General features: G+C 43.8%; 21 protein-coding genes. 9 read left to right on the top strand and 12 right to left on the bottom strand.

Annotated elements, in window-relative coordinates; genetic code table 11:
* Window positions 1–7 precede the first annotated feature (7 nt).
* From HZC12_09810 to HZC12_09775, 8 genes are read right to left on the bottom strand one after another with little or no spacing between them, the layout of a single operon-like run.
* Entirely contained in the window at window positions 8–754 is a 747-nt protein-coding gene (locus HZC12_09810) for a triose-phosphate isomerase (protein MBI5026999.1), read from the bottom strand.
* Window positions 755–809: 55 nt separating this feature from the next.
* A complete protein-coding gene (locus HZC12_09805) occupies window positions 810–2,111 on the bottom strand; it encodes a UDP-glucose/GDP-mannose dehydrogenase family protein (GenBank protein ID MBI5026998.1) in 1,302 nt (433 codons plus the stop codon).
* A 33-nt stretch (window positions 2,112–2,144) separates the two neighbouring features.
* Window positions 2,145–2,954, bottom strand: a complete 810-nt coding sequence (locus tag HZC12_09800; GenBank protein MBI5026997.1) for a glycosyltransferase family 2 protein — start codon at window positions 2,952–2,954, stop codon at window positions 2,145–2,147.
* 6 nt (window positions 2,955–2,960) lie between these two features.
* Window positions 2,961–3,743 (bottom strand): DUF3108 domain-containing protein, encoded by a 783-nt coding sequence (locus tag HZC12_09795; GenBank protein MBI5026996.1) that lies wholly within the window; start codon window positions 3,741–3,743, stop codon window positions 2,961–2,963.
* The gene (waaC, locus tag HZC12_09790; GenBank protein MBI5026995.1) at window positions 3,740–4,813 is read right to left on the bottom strand and encodes a lipopolysaccharide heptosyltransferase I; all 1,074 of its coding nucleotides are present in this window, start codon (window positions 4,811–4,813) and stop codon (window positions 3,740–3,742) included. Before waaC ends, HZC12_09795 begins: the two co-directional genes overlap by 4 nt.
* On the bottom strand, window positions 4,810–6,408 hold the full coding sequence (waaF, locus tag HZC12_09785; protein ID MBI5026994.1) for a lipopolysaccharide heptosyltransferase II: 1,599 nt from the start codon (window positions 6,406–6,408) through the stop codon (window positions 4,810–4,812). The genes waaC and waaF overlap by 4 nt, the downstream gene beginning before the upstream one ends.
* The gene (locus HZC12_09780; protein MBI5026993.1) at window positions 6,392–7,291 is read right to left on the bottom strand and encodes a lysophospholipid acyltransferase family protein; all 900 of its coding nucleotides are present in this window, start codon (window positions 7,289–7,291) and stop codon (window positions 6,392–6,394) included. Before HZC12_09780 ends, waaF begins: the two co-directional genes overlap by 17 nt.
* Window positions 7,291–9,702, bottom strand: a complete 2,412-nt coding sequence (locus HZC12_09775) for an AAA family ATPase (protein MBI5026992.1) — start codon at window positions 9,700–9,702, stop codon at window positions 7,291–7,293. Before HZC12_09775 ends, HZC12_09780 begins: the two co-directional genes overlap by 1 nt.
* 98 nt (window positions 9,703–9,800) lie before the next feature.
* Here HZC12_09775 and HZC12_09770 point away from each other — a divergent pair, with 98 nt between their 5' ends.
* Complete coding sequence (locus tag HZC12_09770; GenBank protein ID MBI5026991.1) at window positions 9,801–10,724, top strand: L,D-transpeptidase family protein; 924 nt, start codon at window positions 9,801–9,803, stop codon at window positions 10,722–10,724.
* Here the strand turns inward: HZC12_09770 and HZC12_09765 are convergent, their stop codons facing one another.
* Window positions 10,725–11,081 carry a hypothetical protein gene (locus tag HZC12_09765; GenBank protein MBI5026990.1) on the bottom strand — a complete coding sequence of 119 codons (357 nt, stop codon included), beginning with the start codon at window positions 11,079–11,081 and terminating at the stop codon, window positions 10,725–10,727. It abuts the gene before it with no gap.
* Between the two features lie 228 nt (window positions 11,082–11,309).
* Between HZC12_09765 and HZC12_09760 the strand changes: the two genes are divergently transcribed.
* Window positions 11,310–12,458 carry a GTPase domain-containing protein gene (locus HZC12_09760; protein MBI5026989.1) on the top strand — a complete coding sequence of 383 codons (1,149 nt, stop codon included), beginning with the start codon at window positions 11,310–11,312 and terminating at the stop codon, window positions 12,456–12,458.
* Here the strand turns inward: HZC12_09760 and HZC12_09755 are convergent, their stop codons facing one another.
* The 3 genes from HZC12_09755 to HZC12_09745 all read right to left on the bottom strand — a co-directional run bounded on the left by HZC12_09755 (window position 12,459) and on the right by HZC12_09745 (window position 15,422).
* Window positions 12,459–13,613: an anthranilate synthase component I family protein gene (locus tag HZC12_09755; GenBank protein MBI5026988.1), complete on the bottom strand. Its 1,155-nt coding sequence runs from the start codon at window positions 13,611–13,613 to the stop codon at window positions 12,459–12,461.
* A 467-nt stretch (window positions 13,614–14,080) separates the two neighbouring features.
* On the bottom strand, window positions 14,081–14,800 hold the full coding sequence (pyrF, locus tag HZC12_09750) for an orotidine-5'-phosphate decarboxylase (protein MBI5026987.1): 720 nt from the start codon (window positions 14,798–14,800) through the stop codon (window positions 14,081–14,083).
* Window positions 14,801–14,873: 73 nt separating this feature from the next.
* A complete protein-coding gene (locus HZC12_09745) occupies window positions 14,874–15,422 on the bottom strand; it encodes a dCTP deaminase (protein ID MBI5026986.1) in 549 nt (182 codons plus the stop codon).
* Between the two features lie 179 nt (window positions 15,423–15,601).
* Between HZC12_09745 and HZC12_09740 the strand changes: the two genes are divergently transcribed.
* From HZC12_09740 to HZC12_09710, 7 genes are all read left to right on the top strand, one after another.
* A complete protein-coding gene (locus tag HZC12_09740; GenBank protein ID MBI5026985.1) occupies window positions 15,602–16,207 on the top strand; it encodes an XTP/dITP diphosphatase in 606 nt (201 codons plus the stop codon).
* A 239-nt stretch (window positions 16,208–16,446) separates the two neighbouring features.
* Window positions 16,447–17,091 carry an adenylate kinase gene (locus HZC12_09735; protein MBI5026984.1) on the top strand — a complete coding sequence of 215 codons (645 nt, stop codon included), beginning with the start codon at window positions 16,447–16,449 and terminating at the stop codon, window positions 17,089–17,091.
* Between the two features lie 49 nt (window positions 17,092–17,140).
* Window positions 17,141–18,418: a sulfate adenylyltransferase gene (sat, locus tag HZC12_09730; GenBank protein ID MBI5026983.1), complete on the top strand. Its 1,278-nt coding sequence runs from the start codon at window positions 17,141–17,143 to the stop codon at window positions 18,416–18,418.
* A gap of 9 nt (window positions 18,419–18,427) precedes the next feature.
* Window positions 18,428–18,733, top strand: a complete 306-nt coding sequence (locus HZC12_09725) for a hypothetical protein (GenBank protein MBI5026982.1) — start codon at window positions 18,428–18,430, stop codon at window positions 18,731–18,733.
* A gap of 78 nt (window positions 18,734–18,811) precedes the next feature.
* Window positions 18,812–19,231 carry an adenylyl-sulfate reductase subunit beta gene (aprB, locus tag HZC12_09720; protein ID MBI5026981.1) on the top strand — a complete coding sequence of 140 codons (420 nt, stop codon included), beginning with the start codon at window positions 18,812–18,814 and terminating at the stop codon, window positions 19,229–19,231.
* Window positions 19,232–19,247: 16 nt separating this feature from the next.
* Window positions 19,248–21,293 (top strand): adenylyl-sulfate reductase subunit alpha, encoded by a 2,046-nt coding sequence (locus HZC12_09715; protein MBI5026980.1) that lies wholly within the window; start codon window positions 19,248–19,250, stop codon window positions 21,291–21,293.
* Between the two features lie 116 nt (window positions 21,294–21,409).
* Complete coding sequence (locus tag HZC12_09710; protein ID MBI5026979.1) at window positions 21,410–22,762, top strand: CoB--CoM heterodisulfide reductase iron-sulfur subunit A family protein; 1,353 nt, start codon at window positions 21,410–21,412, stop codon at window positions 22,760–22,762.
* Window positions 22,763–22,783 lie beyond the last annotated feature (21 nt).

Raw genomic sequence — 22,783 nt, 5'->3', positions numbered from 1 at the left:
TTTCCTCCTATGATTTTTGAAACTTTATTATTCTTGCAAAGCTCTCTGTCTTAAGGCTTGCGCCACCGACAAGTGCCCCGTCTACTTCTGACTCTGCCATCAGGGAATCAATGTTTTCAGGGGTCACACTTCCACCATAAAGAATCCTGATATTTTTAGCACCTTCTCCATATCGCTCTCCCAGATGGCCCCTTATAAAGGTGTGAGCCTCATTGGCCTGAGACGATGTGGCAGTCTTTCCTGTACCTATGGCCCATACTGGTTCATAGGCAATTGTTATCCCTTCTATGGGTATATCTCTTAGCGAACCTGAGAGTTGTTTATCAAGAACCTCAAAAGTTCTATTTTCCTCCCTTTCTGTAAGGGACTCTCCGATACAGAGGATAATCTCGAGGCCATTTTTTCTTGCTGCCCTGAGCTTTTTATTTACAACCTCATCGGTTTCTGAGAAATATTGCCTCCTTTCAGAGTGGCCGATAATCACATGGCTGCATCCTGTATCACGGAGCATGGCAGGAGAAATCTCTCCTGTAAAGGCACCTTTTTCCTCATAGAAAACATTCTGGCCTGCAAGTTTTATATTGGTTCCCTGTAACAGATTGGCTGCAGTTAGCAGGGAAGTAAAGGGTGGCGCAAGCGCAATATCAACATTTGTAACATCTTTGACCAATGGGAGAAAGGCGCTTATAAAATCCCTCGTTTCTTTTATTGTCTTATTCATTTTCCAGTTTGCTGCTATAAGGGGTCTTCGCATCAGTTAATTTAGTGGAATCCGGCTCCTAAAGTCAAGGAGCAGAGGAGTAACGGGGTTATGTCCTTCCAACAGAATAATAATGAAATCCGAGTTTTCTCATCTTCTCAGGCTCATAGATATTTCTAAGATCAAAGAAGAAGTTGCCTCGCATGAGTTCTTTTATTTTTCTTATGTCCAGGTTTCTAAACTGATTCCACTCTGTGACTATTACAATGGCGTCAGCTCCTTTTGATGCATCATAAGAATCCCTGCAATACTTTATTTTAGGGAAGAGCTCTCTGGCATCCTCCATTGCAACTGGGTCATAGGCTTTTGTCTTTGCACCCTCTTTAAGCAGGTTGTCAATAATGTAAAGGGACGGGGCCTCCCTGATATCATTGGTATTTGGCTTAAAGGAAAGGCCCAGTACAGCGATTGTTTTTCCCTTTAATACGCCCATGGCATTTTTTATTTTTTCTACTGCCCGATGTTTCTGGTTTTCATTGGCTTTTATGGCTGCCTTTACTACTTCAAGGGCAGTTTTGTTTTCCCCTGCTAACTGCAGGAGGGCACGTGTATCTTTTGGAAAACATGAACCGCCGTAGCCAGGCCCTGGATGGAGAAATTTTGGGCCTATCCTGTGGTCAAGACCCATTGCCTTCGCAACCACATGGACATCGGCCCCGACATCTTCGCACAGGTTTGCAATCTCGTTGATAAAGGATATCTTTGTTGCTAAAAAGGCATTGGAGGCATATTTTATAAGCTCTGCTGATTTTACGGTTGTGGTGATAAATGGTGTCTCGATTAAATAAAGTGGCCTGTAAAGGTCTTTCAGGATAGCAATGGCCTGCGGACTGGAGGCTCCTATAACGACTCTGTTGGGCCTCATGAAGTCCTCTATGCCTGAGCCTTCTCTTAAGAACTCAGGGTTTGAGACAACGTCAAAATCTACCTTTTCTTTAAGATTTCTGGAGATAAGCGCTTTTATTTTTTCTCCGGTGCCAACCGGCACAGTGCTTTTAGTCACAATCACCTTGTAGCTCTTCATGTGTTTTGCTATTTCTTTTGAAACATCTTCTATGTATCCAAGGTCTGCCGAGCCATCTCCCCTTGGAGGAGTACCAACTGCTATAAAGATTGCCAGGGAGGAATCCACTGCATCAGCAATGTTTGTTGTGAAGCGGATGCGTCCTGCCTTGAGATTTCTCTGAAGCGTTTCTTCAAGCCCTGGCTCATAAAAGGGCACAATGCCTTTCTTCAGGCTTTTTATCTTTTTTTCGTCTTTGTCCGCACAGGTAACATTAACGCCGAATTCTGCAAAGCAGACGCCTGTAATAAGTCCAACATAACCTGTACCTATAACGCCTATATGCATTTTATCCCCCTGAATTAAGACAGATTCTAAATCCTAATATCTACCCTTTGTTTTTTGCATCTCCCACAGTTTAATATACTTGCTGAAGGTATAAACAGAATAAAGCACGGCAAGGATAAGGCCATATAGACCATCTAAAAACCCCAGTCTAAGGAGATACATCTTAAAAAACGTAAAAAGAGGCCTTAGTGTCAGGTCAAAAATGCCTGCACCCCTGTCTTTTTTAAAAAGCTCTCTTGCAGCCAATGTAGAGTAAGTGTTCATTCTTTTAATGTAGTCCTCTATATCTCTGTATGTGTAATGTTCTACCGGGTTGTTGAGATAGCCGGTCTCGCCATTTAATTTTACAGACTCATGCACCTCACGGTCTTCGAAAAATCCCTTTTCTTTTCTAAAAAGCCTCAGTGCATAGTCAGGCCACCATCCGCCATGCCGGATCCAGCGGCCAAGGAAAAAATTTTTTCTCGGGATGTAATAGCCATCCACCCTCCCCCTTGCCCCCTCCCCTTGAGGGAGGGGGGTGGGGGAGGGGTAATTTTCATTGTCTTTTGTGTTTCTAATTATGCTAAGAATTTCATCCCTTAAACTCTTTGTTACCCGCTCATCTGCATCGAGCACAAGTACCCATGGGTGACTTGCCAATGAGACAGCCTTATTTTTCTGTTCTGCATAACCCGCCCACTCCTGAGAATAGATTTTGTCTGTGTACAACCTGCAGATACCCAGTGTCTTATCAGTGCTGAAAGAATCTACTATGACAATCTCATCAGCCCATTTTACGCTTTCAAGGGCGTCTTTTATATTGACCTCTTCATTATGGGTAATTATGGCTACTGAGAGCATGACGGCTTAAAACTCCCCTCCTGTGAGTGTTGCAGTAATGCTTCCCAGTTTAATCTTTGTCTTCATCATAACCGGGACCTTCTTTAAATCATCTGTTAGCCAGATAAGGATTTCACCTTTGCTCATGAAAAGGCCTTCGGATTTAATGATAGGTTTTACAACTATAGTGTCAAATTCGCCGGCTGGCGTCTTTATTTTTTCTTTTCTTAAGACCTGGACCTCGACACTCCAGAGCTTTTTACTGTCAAAGATATTATCTATGTATTCGGTGCGGCCTACCCTGAGGTCTCTTTTCCTCAGCTCATAAAGGCCAGAAAGTGGGTCAAATGCCTGTTTTTGCAAATCAAATTCAATCTGCTCATTCTTAATATAATCGTTATAAAGGGCTTTGTGAGATTCTGTGTAGAATTGAACCTCTTTATCCCTCCTGTGCCGGCCCTCTCTTATCTTTATCCTGTAGTTCTTAGGGTATCCATCTGGTCTGATGGCGCTCCGGGCAAAGTCCTCAACAGTATAAAAGACAGATACCCATTCGTCAGAATTGGCCCGTGATGTAATATTGATGCCTTCTGCAGTATCTTCGACCTGCATGGTGGCAGTGCCAGCTTTTACGCCAATCCAGTAAAGGGAATAGGTTAATCTCTCGGGTATTGATGGGTCGGCCTTAAGATTGATAGGAAGAAATAGGATGCAGAGCATAGAGCACAGAATACAGAATACAGGAAACAGAAGTCTGTTCTCTGACCTCTGACCTCTGACCCCTGACCCCTGACCCCTGACTGTTTTCACAGGTATTTCCTCAATTCTTCAAAGACTGTTTTTACAGGTATGGCGCTCATGCATATTGGTTCCTTGCATGTTTTTTTAAAACAGGGGCTGCAGTTTAAAGAAGACCGCAATACTGTTAGACCATAAGCTCCGGGACGATTCCATCCGTACGGCCCTGTCTTTTCAGGGTCTGTAGGGCCAAAGAGCGCTACAACAGGTATGTTGAGTGCTGCAGCGATGTGCATAGGGCCTGAGTCGTTGCTGACCACAGCCTTTGCACCTGCTATCAGGGCGATGAGCTCTTTCAGGTTTGTCCTGCCAGACAGATCGATGCCGTTGCCCTTAGAGGAATCCACAACTTTTTGTGCAATCTCCTTATCCGCGTTTCCGCCTGTGATGACAGATGGGATTGGGAGACCTGCTATAAGGGCGCCAAAATATTCTGCAGGCCATCTCTTTGTCTGCCATCTTGCAGATGGCACGATTACAACATACTCTTTTTCTTTAAGTCTACCCCCCGAATAAGTCGAGGTCTCCGAGAGGAGTTTTTTTACACTTTCTTTTGCAGTCCTATCTATGTATAGGGGAAACTCGACCTTTTCTGTATTCTGTATTCTGTGTTCTTTCAGTATGGCCTTTGCAATTTCCAGATACTTATCCACAGCGTGAAGACTTCCATTTACAGAGATTCTTTTATTATAGAAAAGACGGCTGCCCTCCCTGGCCTCTTCAAAACCTATTTTTACAGGCGCTGAGGCAAAAAAGCTTATAATGCCGCTGCGTAAAAGGCCCTGCAAATCTATGACTAAATCAAATGACTTTGCCCTGAGTTCCTTTATCACTGCAAACATTTCCCCTACAGTCTTTGAGATATCTTTAAATTGTCCCCATTCATCTTTATTAAAGATAATGAGGTTGTTGATGAGGGGATGGCCTTCCAGGATTCCTTTGAGTTTTTTGCTCACCACCCACTCGATGCAGGCCTCAGGGAAGGAATCTCTTATGGCCTTCAGAAAAGGCAGAGAATGGATAATGTCGCCGAGAGAACTTGGCTTTATTATCAGTATCCTCTCTGGAGGACTGGTCTTCATTGTTTTTCCTGCCGTAATATCCAATTTACTGCTCCCTCCAGGTCATCTGCCACATAAGAAGCTACATCTTTTCCTTGAGCTACTTCTACATCAGTTCCTGTCATTACAAAGATGCCCTTTGCCCCGACTCTTTTTGCAACAAGCATGTCTGACAATTTATCTCCTATTATATAGGAATTTTTAAGGTTTATTCCATGTTCAAGCCTTGCTTTTTGGAGGAGCCCTGGTTCTGGTTTTCTGCACGTGCATGAATCATCAGGATGGTGGGGACAATAATAGAACGCATCTATATCGAGTTCTTTTTGAATATAACTATTGCTCTCTTTAACAAATTCTTCACTGACAATTCCCCTGGCGATGCCTGATTGATTGGTTACACCTATGAGTTTAAAGCCGGCTGTTTTGAGTCTTGCGAGGGCTTGTTTTGCACCGTGAAAAATTTTTAATTTGCTGAAGTCGTTTAGATAATTTGCATCCTCTATAAGGGTGCCATCCCTGTCTAAGAGTACTGCTTTATTTTTTGGCAAGATATCCTGAACTGCATCAAAGACATCCTCGACTGTGATAGCATCCATACACTTAAGAGACCCTTCCGGGCATTCTCTCTTCAGGCACGGGCTGCATTGTATATTTTTCTTTATGACCCTGTGTCCATCACCGAGGGGGCCTGTGATGTACGGGTCTGTTGAGCCGAATATAGCCACTATTGGTACACCGAGTGCAGAGGCTATGTGCATTGGGCCTGAGTCATTGGTAACAAAGGCATCGCACTCATTAATTAATGTGATAAGCTCCCTCAAATCTGTTTTACCAGCCATCATCAATATGCGTGATGCGTAATGCGTGATGAGTTCGTTAACAATTTCATCTGCAATTTTGACCTCTGATTGGCCTCCAAATATCACTACTTTTCCATCGAGTTCATTAATTATCCTCTGTGCAAGCCCTGCAAACCTTTCTGACATCCATCTCTTTGCAGAGCCATAGGTTGCGCCTGGATTGATGCCTATTATGGGTGATGGGTAATGGGCTAAAAGAGACCTCGCCTGCTGGACTTCTTCATCTCTAAGATATATGTAAGGTCGTTGCCCCGACGGTTCGGGGTAACTGAGCTGTGCTTCCCTGGTCGCACCGACTTTTGCCTCGATGCCCATTGCCTCGATGAGATTCAGGTAGTAATAGACCTGATGTTTCTTTAGAATCTCTTTTGTTACAGGTATTGCCTTTGTAAGGAGAAATCCCCTTCCGTCCCTTTCGTATCCTATCCTCTCTGGAATTCTTGAAAGCCATGCAATAATGGCCGCATCAAATGCATTCTGTAACAGGATGGCTGTATCAAAATTTTTTTCTCTCAATATCTTTGCGAGTTTTAATTTCCCGGTGATTCCATTAAACCTGTCTTCATAAAGAATAATCTCGTTGATGTGAGGGTTTGACTCAAAGATTGGGGCAACCCATGGCCTTACGAGGAGGCTTATGTGAGCCTGAGGAAAGGCTTTTCTCAGCGCCCTTATGGTCGGAGTTGTGAGGACTGCGTCTCCTATCCAGTTGACCCCGCGGATTAAAATTTTCTTATTCTTAATATTTTCTGCCATGGCTTAATTTCCACCGCCTGTGAATCCAGAGCCATTCTGATGGGTGTTCCCTTATGTATTCTTCTATGTATTTTGAAAAGACTTCTGTGTTATAAAGGACATCGTCCTCCAGATTGCCTGTATTCTTTACGGCGATTTCTTCGCCGAACCAGACCCTGTGTTTCCCATCCCCTGTATAGTTGATAAACGCCGGTATCACTGATGAACCTGTCTTTATTGAAAAGAGTGCCGGCATTTTTGTGGTATAGACCTTTTCACCAAAAAACTCTGTTATGACAGCCTCGTTTTCTGCAACGCTCTGATCCATGAGGATTCCAACATCCTCGCCCTTTTTGAGGGCCATTAAGATTTCTTTAAGGGCTCCCCTCTTGTAAATTACCTTATTCCCGAATCTCATCCGCAGTTTCTCTATAAATCTGTTCAGGTATGGATTATCAAGTGGCCTTACAACAACAGATGAAGGGGAACCCCTCCATGCCTGTGCAAAAGCCAATAGCTCCCAGTTCCCGCAATGTCCTGTAATAAAGATAAGCCCGCGACCTTTTGCCTTTGCCTTATCATAATTTTCTATACCCTCGAATTCTATATTCCTTGCTATGGGGTATCTCCTGCAAAAAAGCATTGAAAGCTCTGCAAATGAGCGCCCCAGATTTTTAAAGTGCCTTATGACAATATCGTGTGGCGTGGAAGGGATATTTAACCCTCCCTTTTTTGCTATTTCAATATTTTTAAGGGCTATTTTTTTTCTGCTGCTCCACGTATAAAAAAGGCATGAACCAAGAAACTCGCCAATTTTAATGGAGAGATTTTTTGGAAGAATACCTAAAAACAGCACGAGGGCAAGGAACAAAAAGGCTTCGATGAGCCATAAAAACGTCTTCATTATTTGTTGGTTTTTTCTTTTTCCTCTTCTTTCTTTTCCTTTAAAACCTCAGATAGTTCTTTCAATCTTTTATCAACAATGTAATTCAATGTTCCTTCTGGATATGTCCCATCAGGCTGGAGCTCACCTGCTGGCATCCCTGTGAGGATTTCAATGCCGTCCTCTATATTATCAATTGAATAAATATTGAATTTGCCGTTTTGCACAGCCTCTAAAACCTCACCTTTTAGCATCAGGTTTTTTAAGTTCCCTTTTGGTATTATTACGCCCTGCTCTCCGCTGAGGCCATCGAGTTTGCAGACCTCGAAGAACCCTTCTATTTTTTCGTTGACTCCTCCGATAGACTGAACCTCACCGAGCTGATTCATGGAGCCTGTTACAGCAATGGACTGTTTGAGGGCAGCGCCAGATATACTGCTCAAAAGTGCATAGACTTCGGCGCATGTAGCACTGTCTCCCTCTACCTCATCATAAAGCTGTTCAAAGGTCAGGGAAGCGGATAGGGTTAATGGGTGTTTTGTAGCATATTTTCCGCCAAGATAGGCTATCAAAATCATTATGGCTTTTTCGTGGATTTTACCGCTTAATTTTGTTTCCCTTTCAATGTTTACTATTCCGGCCTTTCCAGCATAAGTCTTTGCCGTAATCCTCGATGGCTTGCCAAAGCTGTAATCTCCCGTATCCAACACAGCAAGTCCATTTACCTGTCCAGTCACAGAGCCACTGGTATTTACGAGGAGGGTGCCTTCTTTGATAGCCTCCCTTATCTTCTCTTCTATCTTATTGCTCCGATAAATCTTTTCCTGCAGTGCCTTCTCAACATGTTCGGCTTTTACAATGTTGCTCTTGTCTTTCTTTGCCCAGAAGTTTGCTTCTCTTAAAAGATCAGCGACACTGCTGAATTTTGCTGAGAGTTTTCCCTGGTGTTCTGCGAGCCTTGAGCCATACTCCACTATTTTCGCCACACCGCTACGGTCAAATGGCAGTAAGTTTTCCTCTATACACCTTGCGCGCACAAAAGCTGCATATTTAAATATATTTTCTTTGTCCCTCTCCATGCGGTTGTCAAAATCAGCCTTTACCTTAAATAACTCCCTGTATTCCTCATCGAGGTTATAGAGCAGGTAATAAAGCCACGGATTACCAACAAGTACTACTTTTACATTCAGTGGTATGGCCTCAGGCCTCAGGGTCACGGTAGAGACTAAACGGTACTGCTCCCACACATCCTCGATTTTTATTGCCCTTTCTTTGATGGCCCTTTTAAGTGCATCATAAGCAAAGAGATTCTTAAGCAGGTCGAGGGCGTTGATTACGAGATAGCCGCCATTTGCCTTGTGAAGGGAGCCGGCCTTTATCATTGTAAAATCTGTTATTGCTATTCCATACTGCACCTTGTGTTCGACCCTTCCAAACAGGTTGTAATAGGCCGGGTTGCTTTCGATTACAACAGGTGCTCCCTTGGAATCACTGTTGTTTACAAGTACATTTACATCATACCGCACGAATGAAACCTCTGCCTTTAAGGGCTTTAAAAACGGCAGGGCTGGTGCCTGTTCTTCCTGGGTTTTAAAGTCTTCAAGGTGTTCAAGGATATCCTCCTTTACATCCTCGAGGTAGCTCAGGATTTCGGAATTTAGCCGGTATTTACTTTTAAGTTCGTCTATCCAGTGCCCAACAGCCGAGAGTGCTGCCTGCCTTTCCAGCGAGTTTATTCTCTGTTTGGCATCCTTTTCTATTGCTCTTACAAGCCGCACGATGTCGTCAAGTTTATCCTGTAGCTGCTTGCCGATTTCTTCTATTCTCCTTCGGGTCTTTGGTTCAAGGTTTTCATAGTCTTCCTCGCTAAGTGGTTCTCCAATTTTTTTCACAGGGACCATTACAAGGCCGCTGACAGTTTTTCTTATAGAGAAGTCTTTTGATTTTGCTTCTTCTTCCAGGCTTGAAAGCAGGTCTTTTTGCTTTTGCTGAAATTCTTCAAAGATTTTTGTTTTTTGCCTTTCATATTCTTTTGATTCAAAAATCTTCGGTATTTCAACCCGCAGGACTTTTATAAGTTCATCCATATCTTTCTGAAATATCAGTCCCTGCCCTGGCGGGAGGGATAAGGCATCAGGGGCGTCAGGGTTTTTAAAATTGTATACATAACACAGGTCATTGGGTACTGGTTCTGCTTTTGCCATCTCAGAGAGAATGGCCTTTATAGTGGTCATCTTCCCTGTGCCACTTTCACCGAGGATATAGATGTTGAACCCATGGCTGTCCATGCCAAGGCCAAAATCCAGAGACCTCAGTGCCCTTTCCTGGCCAATCGTTCCTTCAAGTGGAGGAATTTCATCAGTTGTGTGAAAGATAAATTCAGAAGGCTCGCAGCAACGGTATAACTCATTTACATTAACTTTTTTTAGCATTTTTACCTCCTCATTTTTGACATTATAGCTTTCAGAAAGTTTATTGACAAGTGTTTTCCCCTGTTAACAAAAACCTGAGATTATGTTATATTAAATTCATGAAAATGAAGAAGCCCCTCGTTATTATTTTTATGTTTATCGGGATTTTTCTGGCTCCGCACTATGTCTTTGCAGGAGGTGCGTATACTTACGATATCCTTCCTGGACAAACACCTTCAGATAAAAAGCCTATAATCGGTGTGACGCTTCCCTATACGATAAAGGATGGTGAAACTCTCCTGGATGTAGCTAAGGATTTAAGGCTGGGGTATAGCGAAGTTGTTAACGCAAACCCTGAAGTAGACCCGTGGATACCACCAGGGGGGGCAGAGATTATTTTGCCGACCGAATATATTCTGCCAGAGGTGATAGGTGAAGGTATTGTTATAAACCTGCCAGAGATGCGTCTTTATTATTTTTTTAAAGCTGGCAGTATCAGGATGGTCAGGATTTTTTCAATAGGTATAGGCAGGGAGGGTTTTGGTACCCCGCCTGGTAATTATAAGATTACTGCAAAGGTAAAAGACCCTGTCTGGCATGTGCCTGAGTCAGCAAGGAAAGAGGACCCAGAAATGCCAAGATTTGTTCCGCCAGGGCCTGAAAACCCGCTTGGGGGTTACTGGTTGCAACTTTCTATTAAGGGCTACGGAATTCATGGAACAAATAAGCCATATGGTGTTGGTAGAAGGGTGAGTCGTGGCTGTATCCGCATGTATCAGGAAGATATAGAATCACTTTTTGACTCTGTAAAAATTGGCACAAAGATTGTAATCCTTAACAGTCCTATAAAGGTTGCTTTAAAAAGCGGGGATGTCTTTCTTGAAGTTCATAAAAATATCAATGGGGATACAAAGGGCCTTTTAAAAGCTGCCATTTCAATAATTAAAAAGAAAGGCCTTCTGCGCCTTGTGGATATTGACCTGCTAAAACAGGTAGTCAAGGATGCAAAAGGCCTTCCTGTTGCCATTACAAAAACCCATTAATTATTTTCTCTGTTTTTGCTCAAATGCCTTTACTGCTTTTGCAGCGGCCTTCTCGGCCCTCTCAGCAGCCTTCTCAGCCCTCTCAATGGCAGATTGATTGAGCTTTTTGGCTTCCTCCGCTGCTTTCTTTGCATCCTCAATGTCCTTGCTAAATCCGTCCATCTTTCCGTCTATGGCTGCAATCCTTTTTTCTATTGATGCAAGCCTGTCATCTAACTTCTTAACCCTGTCAGCAACAGGGTCTATCTGCTCTTTGACATACTCTTTTGTAGCACACCCAGAAGCAATTACAGCAATCAGCATTAGAAGTGCGACAAAAAAGAAAGTGCCCTTTAGAAAATGTGGTTTCCTTATCAATTAAATCACCTCCCCTCTTTTTGATTTTTCTTAAAAGAATGGTAAAGTCGGAATCGACTCGTACCGAGATAGGAGAGAAATAACACATATTATATTGGTATGTCAAGTTTTTGGCAGGTCCATAATCCTTTAGAGATAGAACTGAGAAATGCAGTGTTTCCCCTATCTTTATTTTGGGATTGGCGGGTATGCTTGAAGAGAACAGGATTTTGTAGTATCCTGTGAAATATGGCTCTGTTGAATTATGCGACCAAGGAGATTGTCCTCAAGGTGGTCTATTATGGCCCTGGTCTTTCTGGCAAGACTACGAATCTCCACTATCTTCACTCAGTCTTAAGCCCCAGAACAAAGGGGAAGCTCCTTTCTTTAGCCACAGAGGCTGACAGAACACTGTTTTTTGATTTTCTTCCTGTGGATTTAGGAAAGATAAGGGATTTCAATATAAGGTTCCAGCTTTATACTGTCCCCGGGCAGGTTCGTTATGATGCAACAAGACGTCTTGTGCTCAAAGGAGTGGATGCAATTGTTTTTGTGGCAGACTCTCAGAAAGAAGTAAAAGAACTGAATATCGAAAGTTTTAAGAATATGAGAGACAACCTCAAGGCAAACAATATAGACCCTGAAAATATACCTATTGTTTTTCAATATAACAAAAGGGACGTTAAAGATATCATGGATGTTTCAGAACTTAATAATAACCTTAATAAAATGAATGCGCCATTTTTTGAGGCGGTTGCAATTGAAGGAAAAGGGGTAGAAGAGACTTTCAGGGAAGCCATAAAAAACCTTATTAAACATATGGTTGCAAAATACGGAGTGGACTTAAAACCCTCAAAGGAGACATTTGTGAGTCCTGGCGTCCAGGCGCCACCTGTTACATCGCCTCCTCAGGAACGAGTCGCGGCGATGACATCAGGATTGAAAGAAGCGATTCAGCCAGGGATCGAGCCACAACCACATCCTGATGTATTGAAACCATCTTATCTCGATGAAATTATATCAATTGTAAATGACCTCAAAGATGCAGTGTTGCATCTCGGAATCGAGTCGCAGCGACTTGAAAGCTCCTTTAAAGATAAACATATAGATATAAAAGGCATAAAAGAGGGCCAGGACAAGATACTGTCTTTTTTATCGTCTAAAGAAAAAGTTCAGCCTGAAAAATCTGTCCCCCCTTATGTGGATGAGATTAAATCTGCTATAAAGGACCTTAAGGACAGCGTGCTGCATCTCGGAATCGAGTCGCAACGACTTGAGGGCTTCTTTAATGATATGCATAAGGGGCATGAAAAGGTTATTGAGGCCCTGTACGATATTAAGGAGATCCTTTCAAAGATGAAGACAAAAAAGAAGGGAGTCAGGCTCTTTATAAAGTGATTACAGCTCAGAATCGAGTCGCAACGACATCCTGAGTGTCTTTATAAGGGCCTCGGCCTTTTTGAGTGTCTCTTCGTATTCCCTATCGGGTTCTGAATCTGCAACAATTCCTGCTCCTACCTGCACATAGGCAATGTAATTTTTAATTACAAAGCTCCTGATGATGATATTCAAGTCCGTTTCCCCGGTGAAACTTATGTAGCCGAGAGACCCTGTATATGGCCCCCTTGCCACTGGTTCAAGCTCATCAATAATTTCCATGCATCTCACCTTTGGGACGCCGGTAATTGTTCCGCCCGGGAAAGCGGCCCTTATAGCGTCAAAACAATCTTTTCCTGCTGCAAGATTTCCACGGATATTTGAGACTATGTGAATTACATGGGAATAATCTTCAGTTATCATGAACTCATCCACATATACAGAGCCATAATCTGAAATCCTTCCGAGGTCATTCCTCTCGAGGTCTATGAGCATGATGTGTTCTGCCCGCTCCTTTTCATTTATAAGAAGCTCTGCCCTCATTTTTATATCCCCCTCTGCATCAACACCCCTCGGCCTTGTCCCTGCAATTGGCCGTGTCTCTACAAGGTCTTTTTTAACTCTCAGGAGTCTCTCAGGAGATGAACTTACAATATAATAATCACCCATATTTAAATAGGCTGCAAATGGAGATGGATTTATTTCTCTCAGGAGTGTGTAGATTTGCCATGGAATTACATCCCCCAGATGGGCAGAAACCCTCTGGGAAAGATTGGCCTGAAAGATGTCACCTGCTTTTATATACTCTTTGGCCCTTTTGACCATATCTATGTATTTATCTTTTCCCATTTCATGGCGGACTTCTATATCCTTTGATTTGCCCCGATTTTTCGGGGTGATTATGGATTGTGGATTGGCAATTGCAGACTGGATTGTTTTCTTGAGAAAATTTAATCTCTCACATGCCTCCTCATAATAATTTGCCCAGTCTTTCACCCCCTCCTTTACCCTCCCCCCTCCCCGGCCTCGCTCCGCGAAGCGGGGCGGGCGAGGGGGAGGGATGAGTGGGTGGGATTGTGTTAGGGATGCTCTGATCATGTCTCTTGCCCCAGGACATGATAGTAGCCACAACTTTTTATCTATATGGTCAAAGGCAGCAATAGTGTCGACGAACATAAAATGCGCATCAGGCAGATAAAGGTCATCGAGTGTGCTTTTTGGCAGACGCTCAAGATAATGGACAAAGTCGTAGCTTATAAGGCCAGCGGCTCCTCCATAAAATGGCGGAAGCCCTTCCACAGGTTCTAATTTATAGGCCTCAAATAATTCTTTCAGTTTCCTTAGGGGAGAAAGGGATGATTGATAGTCGGGAGTCGAGAGTCGGGAGTCGGGAGTCTTCTGGTCTTCTGGACTAATAGTTATGACACCATTCTTTACCTCAAAGACCAGGAAAGGGTCAAAACCCATAAAGGAATAGCGAGCTATCTTTTCAGGGCCTTTAATACTTTCAAAGAGAAAACTATATGGCCTGTTGATTGTCTGAAAGGCGTGATGTGGCTGGATAAACGGTATTTCGGTATAAACCGGGTATATCTTTCCTGCCGTTGCACTTTCTATAAATCTGTCTTTGGATGGCAGCATATTCATGCACTGGCCATTTCCTCTACAATGAGTTCGAGTGCCCTGAGGGGGTTGGGTTGTGATAGTATTGCCCTGCCTATTACAAGGTAATCAGCCCCTTCTCTGATGGCATGCTTTGGGGTCATTGTCCTTTTCTGGTCATCCTGCGGTGACCACGATGGCCTTATCCCCGGGGTGACTATGAGAAACCCTCTGCCACAGTGGGCTCTTATCATGGATGTCTCGGTGGGGGAAGCAATTACACCATCAAGCCCTGCCGTGAGTGCAAGGCCGGCGAGGTGTTTTACCTGGGTGTTAATACTCTGCCCGATGCCAAGTTCATTTCTTAAAATTTCCTGGTTTATGCTGGTGAGTATGGTGACACCCAGCAGTCCTGGCCTCTGGATATTTTCTTTGAGGGAAAATTTGACGAGGGTATCAGCACACTGCCTCATCATCTCCATACCGCCCATTGTATGGACAGTAAGCATAAAGACGCCAAGACGGGCAGCAGCAACTGCGGCCTTTGATACAGTATTCGGTATGTCATGATACTTCAGGTCCAGAAATACTTTTTTGCCGCGCAGATGAAGTGCCTCTATTATTCTGGGCCCTGCGGCAGTAAAGAGCTCATTGCCTACTTTGAAAATATCTATGTGCTCTTTAAATTTCTCTATTATTTCTATGGCCTCATCTGTGCCAGCCACATCAAGGGCAAGGATTATACGCTCTCGGTGTTCCATATTCTTATAATTAGGAAGTAAGAAATAGGAAATAGTCCCGCAGTATGCGGGATCACTTTTTACTTCTCACTTCTCATATCTTTGGTAGTGTTATTCCCTTCTGCGCCTGATATTTGCCGAGTTTGTCTGCATAAGAGGTGGTGCAGAGCTCTGCTGCGCCGAGGAATATGAGCTGGGCAATGCCCTCATTAGCATAAATCTTTGCAGGCAGAGGGGTTGTATTTGAAATCTCTATGGTGACATGGCCTTCCCATTCAGGCTCAAGGGGTGTGACGTTAACTACAATACCGCATCTTGCATAAGTGGATTTTCCGAGGCAGATTACTATCGTATCTCTCGGAATTTTAAAGTATTCAACAGAGCGACAAAGTGCAAAAGAATTTGGAGGGATTATGCAAACCTCGCTTTTAAAATCCACAAAGCTGAGCGGGTCAAATTTCTTTGGGTCAACGACTGTACTATTGATGTTAGTGAAGACTTTAAATTCGTCTGAAATCCTCATGTCATAGCCATAAGAGCTTATACCATAAGAGATAACACCCTCTCTTACCTGATTTTCCTCAAAAGGGGTTATCATCCCCCTCAGGGCCATCTCCCTTATCCAGCGGTCATTTTTTACCATAGAAAGACCTCCGTTAATTTTCGAGTAAGACTAACATAAACACTGATGACTTTACAACGCTACCCCAAGGCTGTTCTACCTCAGCTATCGAATGTGTTCCTTTCCTCTGTATTTTCATGCTAAAATGTCACAATTCATCTGCAGCCGCACTGCTGTATCCTGAGGGATGGGTATAAAAATTGGATATAGTCCTTGCTACAAGAAACAGGAAGAAAATCGAAGAGATAAAAAGGATTCTCTGTTTGCCATTGAGAATATTTACGCTCGATGACTTCCCTGAGTGTCCTGAAGTGGAAGAAACAGGAGATACATTCGAGGCTAATGCTGTTAAAAAGGCGACAACTGTTTCAAGATATACAGGCATGCCTGCTATTGCTGATGATTCGGGACTTGAGGTGTACGCGCTGAACAGGGCTCCTGGCGTATTGTCTGCGAGGTATGCGGGTGAAGGTGCGGATGACAGAGAAAACATCGAAAAACTGCAGCATGAGATGCGTTCATTTGGTGATGATAAAAGAGGGGCAAGGTTTGTTTGCTGTATAACTCTGGTATCACCTGACGGCAGCACAAACACATTCTATGGATATGCCGAAGGCAGGGTAGGGAGAGAGCCGAGAGGCTTTAATGGTTTTGGCTATGACCCTGTATTTTATCCCGAAGGCCACAACAGGACATTTGCCGAGATGAGCGATGATGAAAAAGATGCAATCAGCCACAGGGCAATGGCATTAAGAGAGCTTCACAGGTATCTCTTGGGGAAAACAAAATATCAAGAGTCGGTATAGAGTTTAGTCTAAACCTTGAACCCTTACCTAAGCCTTAGACAGCGTATTTTATTATATAGATAAGTAATTTTTATCTTAATATCAAAAATATGAATTTGACTTAAGATATAGTAACGCAATAAAGTTAAAAGGTTTTTTTAAAAAGCGCTTGCCGTAGTTTGATTAATATAGCACGCGTATTTATTTTTAGTTATTTCAATATTCCAGACAATAAAAGGAACTTAAGTAAGGAGGCATGCATGCGGCTTGTTCTACTTGGTGCACCTGGGGCTGGAAAAGGAACGCAGGCTAAGAAACTAATAGAAAAATATGGAATTCCTCAGATTTCAACAGGTGATATCCTGAGAAAGGCTGTGGCTGACGGTACCCCGCTTGGGAAAGAGGCGAAGTCCTACATGGATAAAGGTGAGCTCGTCCCGGATAAAGTTGTCATAGGGCTGATTGAGGAAAGGCTGAAGCAGGGTGACACTAAAAAGGGCTATATCCTCGATGGTTTTCCGAGGAATACAGCCCAGGCAGAGACACTCGACAGGATGTTAAATGACATGGGGATGCCCCTTGATTTCGCTTTGAGTGTTGATGTCCCTAAGAATGACTTACTAAAGAGACTCACAGGTAGAAGAACCTGCAAAAATTGCCAGCAGATGTATAATATCTATTTTTCTCCATCCAAAAAAGAAAATGTATGTGATAAATGTGGTGGTGAGCTCTATCAGAGGGACGATGATAAAGAAGAGACAATCAAAAAAAGGCTTGACGTATACGAGTCTCAGACCGCTCCACTTATTAATTATTACGCCAAAAAGGGGAAGCTTAAATCTGTTATGGGAGTAGGAAGCATAGAGGAGATCTTTCGCAAGGTCTGTGCAGCAATAGCAAAATAGGTAATATAGGTCATATAAGACCTATATTCTGAATTCAAGGAGGACACAGATGGAGTTTATAGGTCATGGCGGCAAGGAGATTGTAGAAAGGGTTATTCCAAAAGCCACAGCGATTAAAAGGTTACAGGAAATGAAAGAGGCAAAGGTAAAGGAGCTGCCTGTCCGCCTGCAGATTGCCACAGAGGTGATTGATATTGCCTATGGCTTTTTTACCCCCCTCGAAGGTTTTATGACAAAGGCTGATGTTGAATCTGTCTGCAAGAATATGACACTTGCAGACGGAAAGACCGTATGGAGCATCCCTATAGTATTCGATATCTCTGACGAAGAACTGAAAGAAAAAGGCATAAAGCAATACGATGAAGTCATTCTTACCTATCAGGGCAACCCCCTCGCTATCTTCGATATAACCGAGATATTCACATATGATAAGAAAGAAATGGCCATGATGGTCTATGGGACCACAGAGGAAAAACATCCTGGTGTAAAAAGGACTTATAACTGCAAGGATAAGTTCCTCGGAGGTAAGATCACACTCCTTAATCCTCCAAAGATAAATCCACCTTTTACAGATTTCTGGCTTACGCCTAAACAGATGAGGGAGAGGTTTAAAGAAAAGGGTTGGGAGATGATAATAGCCCATCAGACCAGGAATGTCCCTCACACAGGCCATGAATGGCTCATGAAGGGTGCATGGCTTGGGGCTTATGGTTCACTCCCTGTGGAGAGGTCCCTCGGTGGTGTGCTTGCGAATCCAATAATCGGCGAGAAGAGGACAGGCGACTATATAGACGAGGCCATCGTCCTAACACATGATGCCCTTAGAAAGGCAGGCTATTTCAGGGAGGATGCCCATATGGTCTCTATCACCCTCTGGGACATGCGTTATGCAGGGCCGAGAGAGGCTGTATTCCATGCTGCCCTGAGGACCAACCTCGGCTGCACCCACCACATGTTCGGACGAGACCATGCAGGTGTCGGAAGCTACTATGACCCCTATGATGCCCACAGGATATTCAACAAGATTCCCAAAGATTCAATTAAAATAAAACCGATATTCAATCTTGACTGGTGGTACTGCCCTGTCTGTGCTGAGGTTACCTATTCAGGCCTCTGCGGGCATAAGGATAAAAAGCAGTCCTTCAGCGGAACACTTATCAGGAGCATAATTCAGGATGGTGTGAAACCTCCGAGACTTATATTCAGGCCAGAGGTCTTTGATATTATTATGGAATGTGCTGAAAAATACGGAAGCGGCTCTCCATTTGTTACAGAAGAATATTTAAAGAAGAGAAACCCGGTATTTACAATCGAACCCTTGAAATAGGAGGAGAATATGACTGAGACGTACCCTATAAATATATGGATTAACGAGGAGAGGCTCGAGAAGCTCCAGAAGGCAGGCCTTGCAGGTATGGCTAAGGAAATGCTGGCAGGGCTGAAGGTATTACCCGTTCCCAATACTGAAATGCAAAAGGATGAGATACTGAAGCTATTTCCCATGGCAAAGTTTGATAGCGCTACAACCAAGAGTATCGAGCTTCTTCCAAAGGCTATAAAGGACAAAATATTTGCCCTTGTGGTTGAGAAGAAGAGCCTTAATGTTATGGATGAGTTTATAAAATCACAAACCAAAAAATAATAAAATCGAGAGGAGGTGGAGGAAGTTTTTAACTTTCAACTTTTAACTTTTAACTTTATTTAGGAGGAGGTGTTAATTATGCCAAGTTTTGTGATTACCGAAAAGTGTGACGGTTGTAAGGCTCAGGATAAGACAGCATGCCAGTATATCTGTCCCCATGACCTTATGGCTCTTGACAGGGAGAAGATGAAGGCATATAACCAGGAGCCAGACCAGTGCTGGGAATGCTATAACTGCGTTAAGATATGTCCCGTGCAGGCGGTAGAGGTGAGGGGATATGCTGACTATGTCCCACTCGGGGCGAGTGTCATCCCTTTAAGGGGCACAGACTCTGTTATGTGGACGATCACGTTCAGAAACGGAGCTATCAAGAGGTTCAAGTTCCCCATAAGGACGACGCCAGAAGGCTCTATTGATCCTTGTGCAGGACACCCTGAAGTTGATTATTCAAAGATAAAACAGCCTGGCTATTTTAATTATGAAGCCAGGAAAGAGTAAATAAGGAGGTGATAACATGGAAAAAGAGACTTGCACATTTTCGTATTGCGAAAGACCAGAGGTTATAGAACATGAGACAGACTTTTTGATCCTCGGCGGTGGTATGTCTGCCTGTGGGGCTGCCTTTGAGGCATGCCAATGGGCAACGCCTAAGGGTCTCAGGGTAACAATGGTTGATAAGGCAGCTACAGACCGGAGCGGTGCAGTTGCTCAGGGGCTGTCTGCTATTAATACCTATATGGGTGGCAACAAGATTGAAGACTATGTAAAGTATGTGAGAACTGACCTTATGGGCATCATAAGGGAAGACCTCGTCTTTGACCTCGGAAGGCATGTGGACAACTCCGTCCATCTCTTTGAGGAGTGGGGACTCCCTATCTGGAAGAAGGGTGATGATGGGTTTTCTCTCGACGGCCTGCAGGCAAAAGATGCAGAGAAGCCACTTCTAAAGGATATCGCTTCTAATGAAGAAAGGGAGAAACTTGTTGTCAGATCCGGCAAATGGCAGGTAATGATAAATGGTGAATCCTATAAGGTTATTGTTGCAGAGGCTGCAAAAAAGGCACTTGAGCATAACAGAAAGGCAACAGGCGTTGACCAGAACCACTTCGAGAGGGTCTTCATAACAAAACCTATAATGGATGCCAATGTTCCCAACAGGATTGCCGGTGCGATCGGCGTCAGTGTAAGGGAGAATAAGGTCTATGTCTTCAAGGCAAAGGCGATCCTCAATGGCATGGGTGGTGCTGTTAATGTATTCAGGCCCCGTTCTATAGGTGAAGGGATGGGAAGGGCTTGGTTCCCTGTATGGAATTCAGGGTCAGGCTATTATTTCGGCATGCAGGCAGGTGCAGAAATGACCCTTATGGAGAACAGGTTTGTTCCCATGAGATTTAAGGATGGCTATGGACCTGTTGGTGCATGGTTCCTTTTCTTCAAGGCAAAGGCACTGAATGCCATGGGTGAAGACCCCGCGGTGAAATATGGAGATGCTGTTGAGAGGGACTACCCCGGATATGGTAAAGCCATGGGAACATGTCTTAGAAATCATGTATCGATGATTTCTATGAGGGCAGGTGAGGGACCCATAAAGATGCAGACCCATACAGCGATGCAGGCAATGGGTAAGGGATTTAAAGAGAAACTTGGTGATAAAGAGGGTGCAAAGAAGCTCAAACACCTTGAGGCAGAGGCATGGGAGGACTTCCTCGATATGACTATTGCCCAGGCAGGGATGTGGGCAGCATCTGATATCGAGCCTGATAGGGAGCCATCTGAATTAATCCCATCAGAGCCATATCTCCTTGGTTCTCATGCAGGTTGCGCTGGTTTCTGGGTGAGCGGGCCAGGTGATATAAAAGGTGCTCCGGCAGAGTGGTCGTGGGGTTATAACAGGATCTCAACTGTCCAGGGTCTATTCATGGCTGGCGATGTTGTAGGCGCCTCAGGCCATAAGTTCTCTTCTGGCTCCCATGCAGAGGGAAGGATTGTTGGAAAGAATGCAATAGCCTTCATCCTCGATAATATGGGCTATAAGCCTGTGCTTAAGAATAAGATAGACGCCCTCGTGGCTGAGCTGTATCTGCCTTTTGAGATTTATGAGAAGTATAAGACCTATACCACTTCCGGGACATTCCCGCCCAATGACCCGAGGAACGTCAGCCCTCACTACATAAAGCCTGACATGTATCAGAAGAGGCTCATGAAGATCATGGACGAGTATGTCGGCGGCATCGCCACTTGGTATGTCACAAGCAAGACCTTGATCGAGGAAGGGCTTAAGAAGCTTGCGGTGCTCGAGGAAGACGGTGCAAGGCTCGCTGCAGCCAATCTCCATGAGCTTCTGAGGTGCTGGGAGAACTACCATAGGGTATGGGCTGCTGAGACTCATGCAAGGCATATACTTTTTAGACAAGAGTCGAGGTATCCTGGTTACTACTACAGGGCAGACTTCCCGAAGATCGATGATACAAACTGGAAGTGCTTCGTGAACTCGAGATACAATGTAGAGACCAACACATGGGAATTCAAGAAGGTTCCCTACGTCCAGATGTTCCCGTAGTTGAGTAATTAAGGTTGAGGCTAAGGTTGAGATTGAGTAAATCGCAGCCTTAGCCTTTCTGTAAAAGAAATGAGAAGTAAGAAGTAAGAAGTAAAAAGTGAGAAGGGAGATTTTTCATGCCCGATCAAAAAGGTATACTGGTTATAGGCGGAGGAATGAGCGGACTTACCTCTGCCATCGAGGCAGCAGAGGCAGGCTATGATGTTACTATAGTGGAGAAAAACCCTTATTTAGGTGGAAGGGTTGCCCAGTTAAATAAATATTTCTGGAAACTTTGTCCTCCGAGTTGCGGCCTTGAGATACAGTTCAAGAGGATAAAAAATAATCCAAATGTTACTATCTATACCCTCGCAGAAGTTGAAAAGATCTCAGGGCAGGAAGGCAATTATGATGTAACCCTGAAGATTAAACCCAGGCATGTAAATGACAGATGTGTAGGCTGTGATGCCTGCGCACAGGCATGCCCTTCTGAAAGGCCGAATGAGTTTAATTTTGGCATGGATAAGACAAAGGCCGCATATCTTCCTTTTGAACAGGCATTCCCTTTTAAATATGTGATCGACGATAAATATTGCAAAGAAGGCTGCAAGAAGGCATGTCTCGATGCATGTAAATATGATGCAATTGACTTTGGCATGAAGCCAGAGACAGTAAACCTTAAAGTAGGTGCGATCGTTATGGCAACAGGATGGGCCCCTTATGATCTGAATAAAGTAGATAACCTGGGATTCGGCAAGGTCAAGAATGTTATTTCTAATATGATGATGGAGAGGCTATCATCCCCGAATGGGCCAACAAAGGGTAAGATAGTCCGTCCCTCTGATGGGAAGGAAGTGAAAAATATTGCCTTTGTTCAGTGTGCAGGCTCGAGGGATGAGAACCACCTCCCATACTGTTCATATATATGCTGCCTCGCATCATTAAAGCAGGCTATGTATGTGAGGGAGCAGTATCCTGATTCAAAGGCCCAGATATTTTATATAGACCTCAGAACACCCGGGCTTTATGAGCATAGATTCTTATGGAAAGCGAAGGACGACCCGAATATTATCCTTACAAAAGGCAAGGTTGCTAAGATTACAGAAGACCCTGAGACAAAGGATGTTATTGTTGTAGTAGAGGATATATCTGGAGGTAGTAAGGTGACAGGAAAATTCGACATGGTTGTGCTTGCTGCAGGGATGGTTCCGGGCACAAAGGATTCTACAATCGGTATAGATATTCCTCTTACAGAGGAAGGGTTTGTGGATGCACCAGCCATGAAAAAAGGGATATATGCAGTAGGAACACTTAAGAGCCCTGTTGATGTTGCAAGGTCAGTTCAGGATGCCACAGGTGCTACTGTAAAGAGCATCCAGAGCTTGAAGAGGTACAGCTTAGAATATCAAACACGGGTAGGACCCCGATGCTTCGGGGTCAGACGGGTAGCCGAGACGGCTGTCCTACTTTTAGAAATTTTATATCTTTAGGTGATTATGAGTTAGGGATGG

This window comes from Nitrospirota bacterium (genome assembly GCA_016214385.1).
Taxonomy (GTDB): Bacteria; Nitrospirota; Thermodesulfovibrionia; order UBA6902; family JACROP01; genus JACROP01.
This window is presented reverse-complemented; position numbering and strand designations above follow the sequence as displayed.

What these genes read in the sequence shown, in the direction of transcription:
- HZC12_09810 (MBI5026999.1), bottom strand. Translation starts at nt 754, where the DNA reads ATGCGAAGACCCCTTATAGCAGCAAACTGGAAAATGAATAAGACAATA.
- HZC12_09805 (MBI5026998.1), bottom strand. Translation starts at nt 2,111, where the DNA reads ATGCATATAGGCGTTATAGGTACAGGTTATGTTGGACTTATTACAGGC.
- HZC12_09800 (MBI5026997.1), bottom strand. Translation starts at nt 2,954, where the DNA reads ATGCTCTCAGTAGCCATAATTACCCATAATGAAGAGGTCAATATAAAA.
- waaC (MBI5026995.1), bottom strand. Translation starts at nt 4,813, where the DNA reads ATGAAGACCAGTCCTCCAGAGAGGATACTGATAATAAAGCCAAGTTCT.
- waaF (MBI5026994.1), bottom strand. Translation starts at nt 6,408, where the DNA reads ATGGCAGAAAATATTAAGAATAAGAAAATTTTAATCCGCGGGGTCAAC.
- HZC12_09780 (MBI5026993.1), bottom strand. Translation starts at nt 7,291, where the DNA reads ATGAAGACGTTTTTATGGCTCATCGAAGCCTTTTTGTTCCTTGCCCTC.
- HZC12_09775 (MBI5026992.1), bottom strand. Translation starts at nt 9,702, where the DNA reads ATGCTAAAAAAAGTTAATGTAAATGAGTTATACCGTTGCTGCGAGCCT.
- HZC12_09770 (MBI5026991.1), top strand. Translation starts at nt 9,801, where the DNA reads ATGAAAATGAAGAAGCCCCTCGTTATTATTTTTATGTTTATCGGGATT.
- HZC12_09760 (MBI5026989.1), top strand. Translation starts at nt 11,310, where the DNA reads ATGGCTCTGTTGAATTATGCGACCAAGGAGATTGTCCTCAAGGTGGTC.
- HZC12_09755 (MBI5026988.1), bottom strand. Translation starts at nt 13,613, where the DNA reads ATGTTCGTCGACACTATTGCTGCCTTTGACCATATAGATAAAAAGTTG.
- pyrF (MBI5026987.1), bottom strand. Translation starts at nt 14,800, where the DNA reads ATGGAACACCGAGAGCGTATAATCCTTGCCCTTGATGTGGCTGGCACA.
- HZC12_09745 (MBI5026986.1), bottom strand. Translation starts at nt 15,422, where the DNA reads ATGGTAAAAAATGACCGCTGGATAAGGGAGATGGCCCTGAGGGGGATG.
- HZC12_09735 (MBI5026984.1), top strand. Translation starts at nt 16,447, where the DNA reads ATGCGGCTTGTTCTACTTGGTGCACCTGGGGCTGGAAAAGGAACGCAG.
- sat (MBI5026983.1), top strand. Translation starts at nt 17,141, where the DNA reads ATGGAGTTTATAGGTCATGGCGGCAAGGAGATTGTAGAAAGGGTTATT.
- HZC12_09725 (MBI5026982.1), top strand. Translation starts at nt 18,428, where the DNA reads ATGACTGAGACGTACCCTATAAATATATGGATTAACGAGGAGAGGCTC.
- aprB (MBI5026981.1), top strand. Translation starts at nt 18,812, where the DNA reads ATGCCAAGTTTTGTGATTACCGAAAAGTGTGACGGTTGTAAGGCTCAG.
- HZC12_09715 (MBI5026980.1), top strand. Translation starts at nt 19,248, where the DNA reads ATGGAAAAAGAGACTTGCACATTTTCGTATTGCGAAAGACCAGAGGTT.
- HZC12_09710 (MBI5026979.1), top strand. Translation starts at nt 21,410, where the DNA reads ATGCCCGATCAAAAAGGTATACTGGTTATAGGCGGAGGAATGAGCGGA.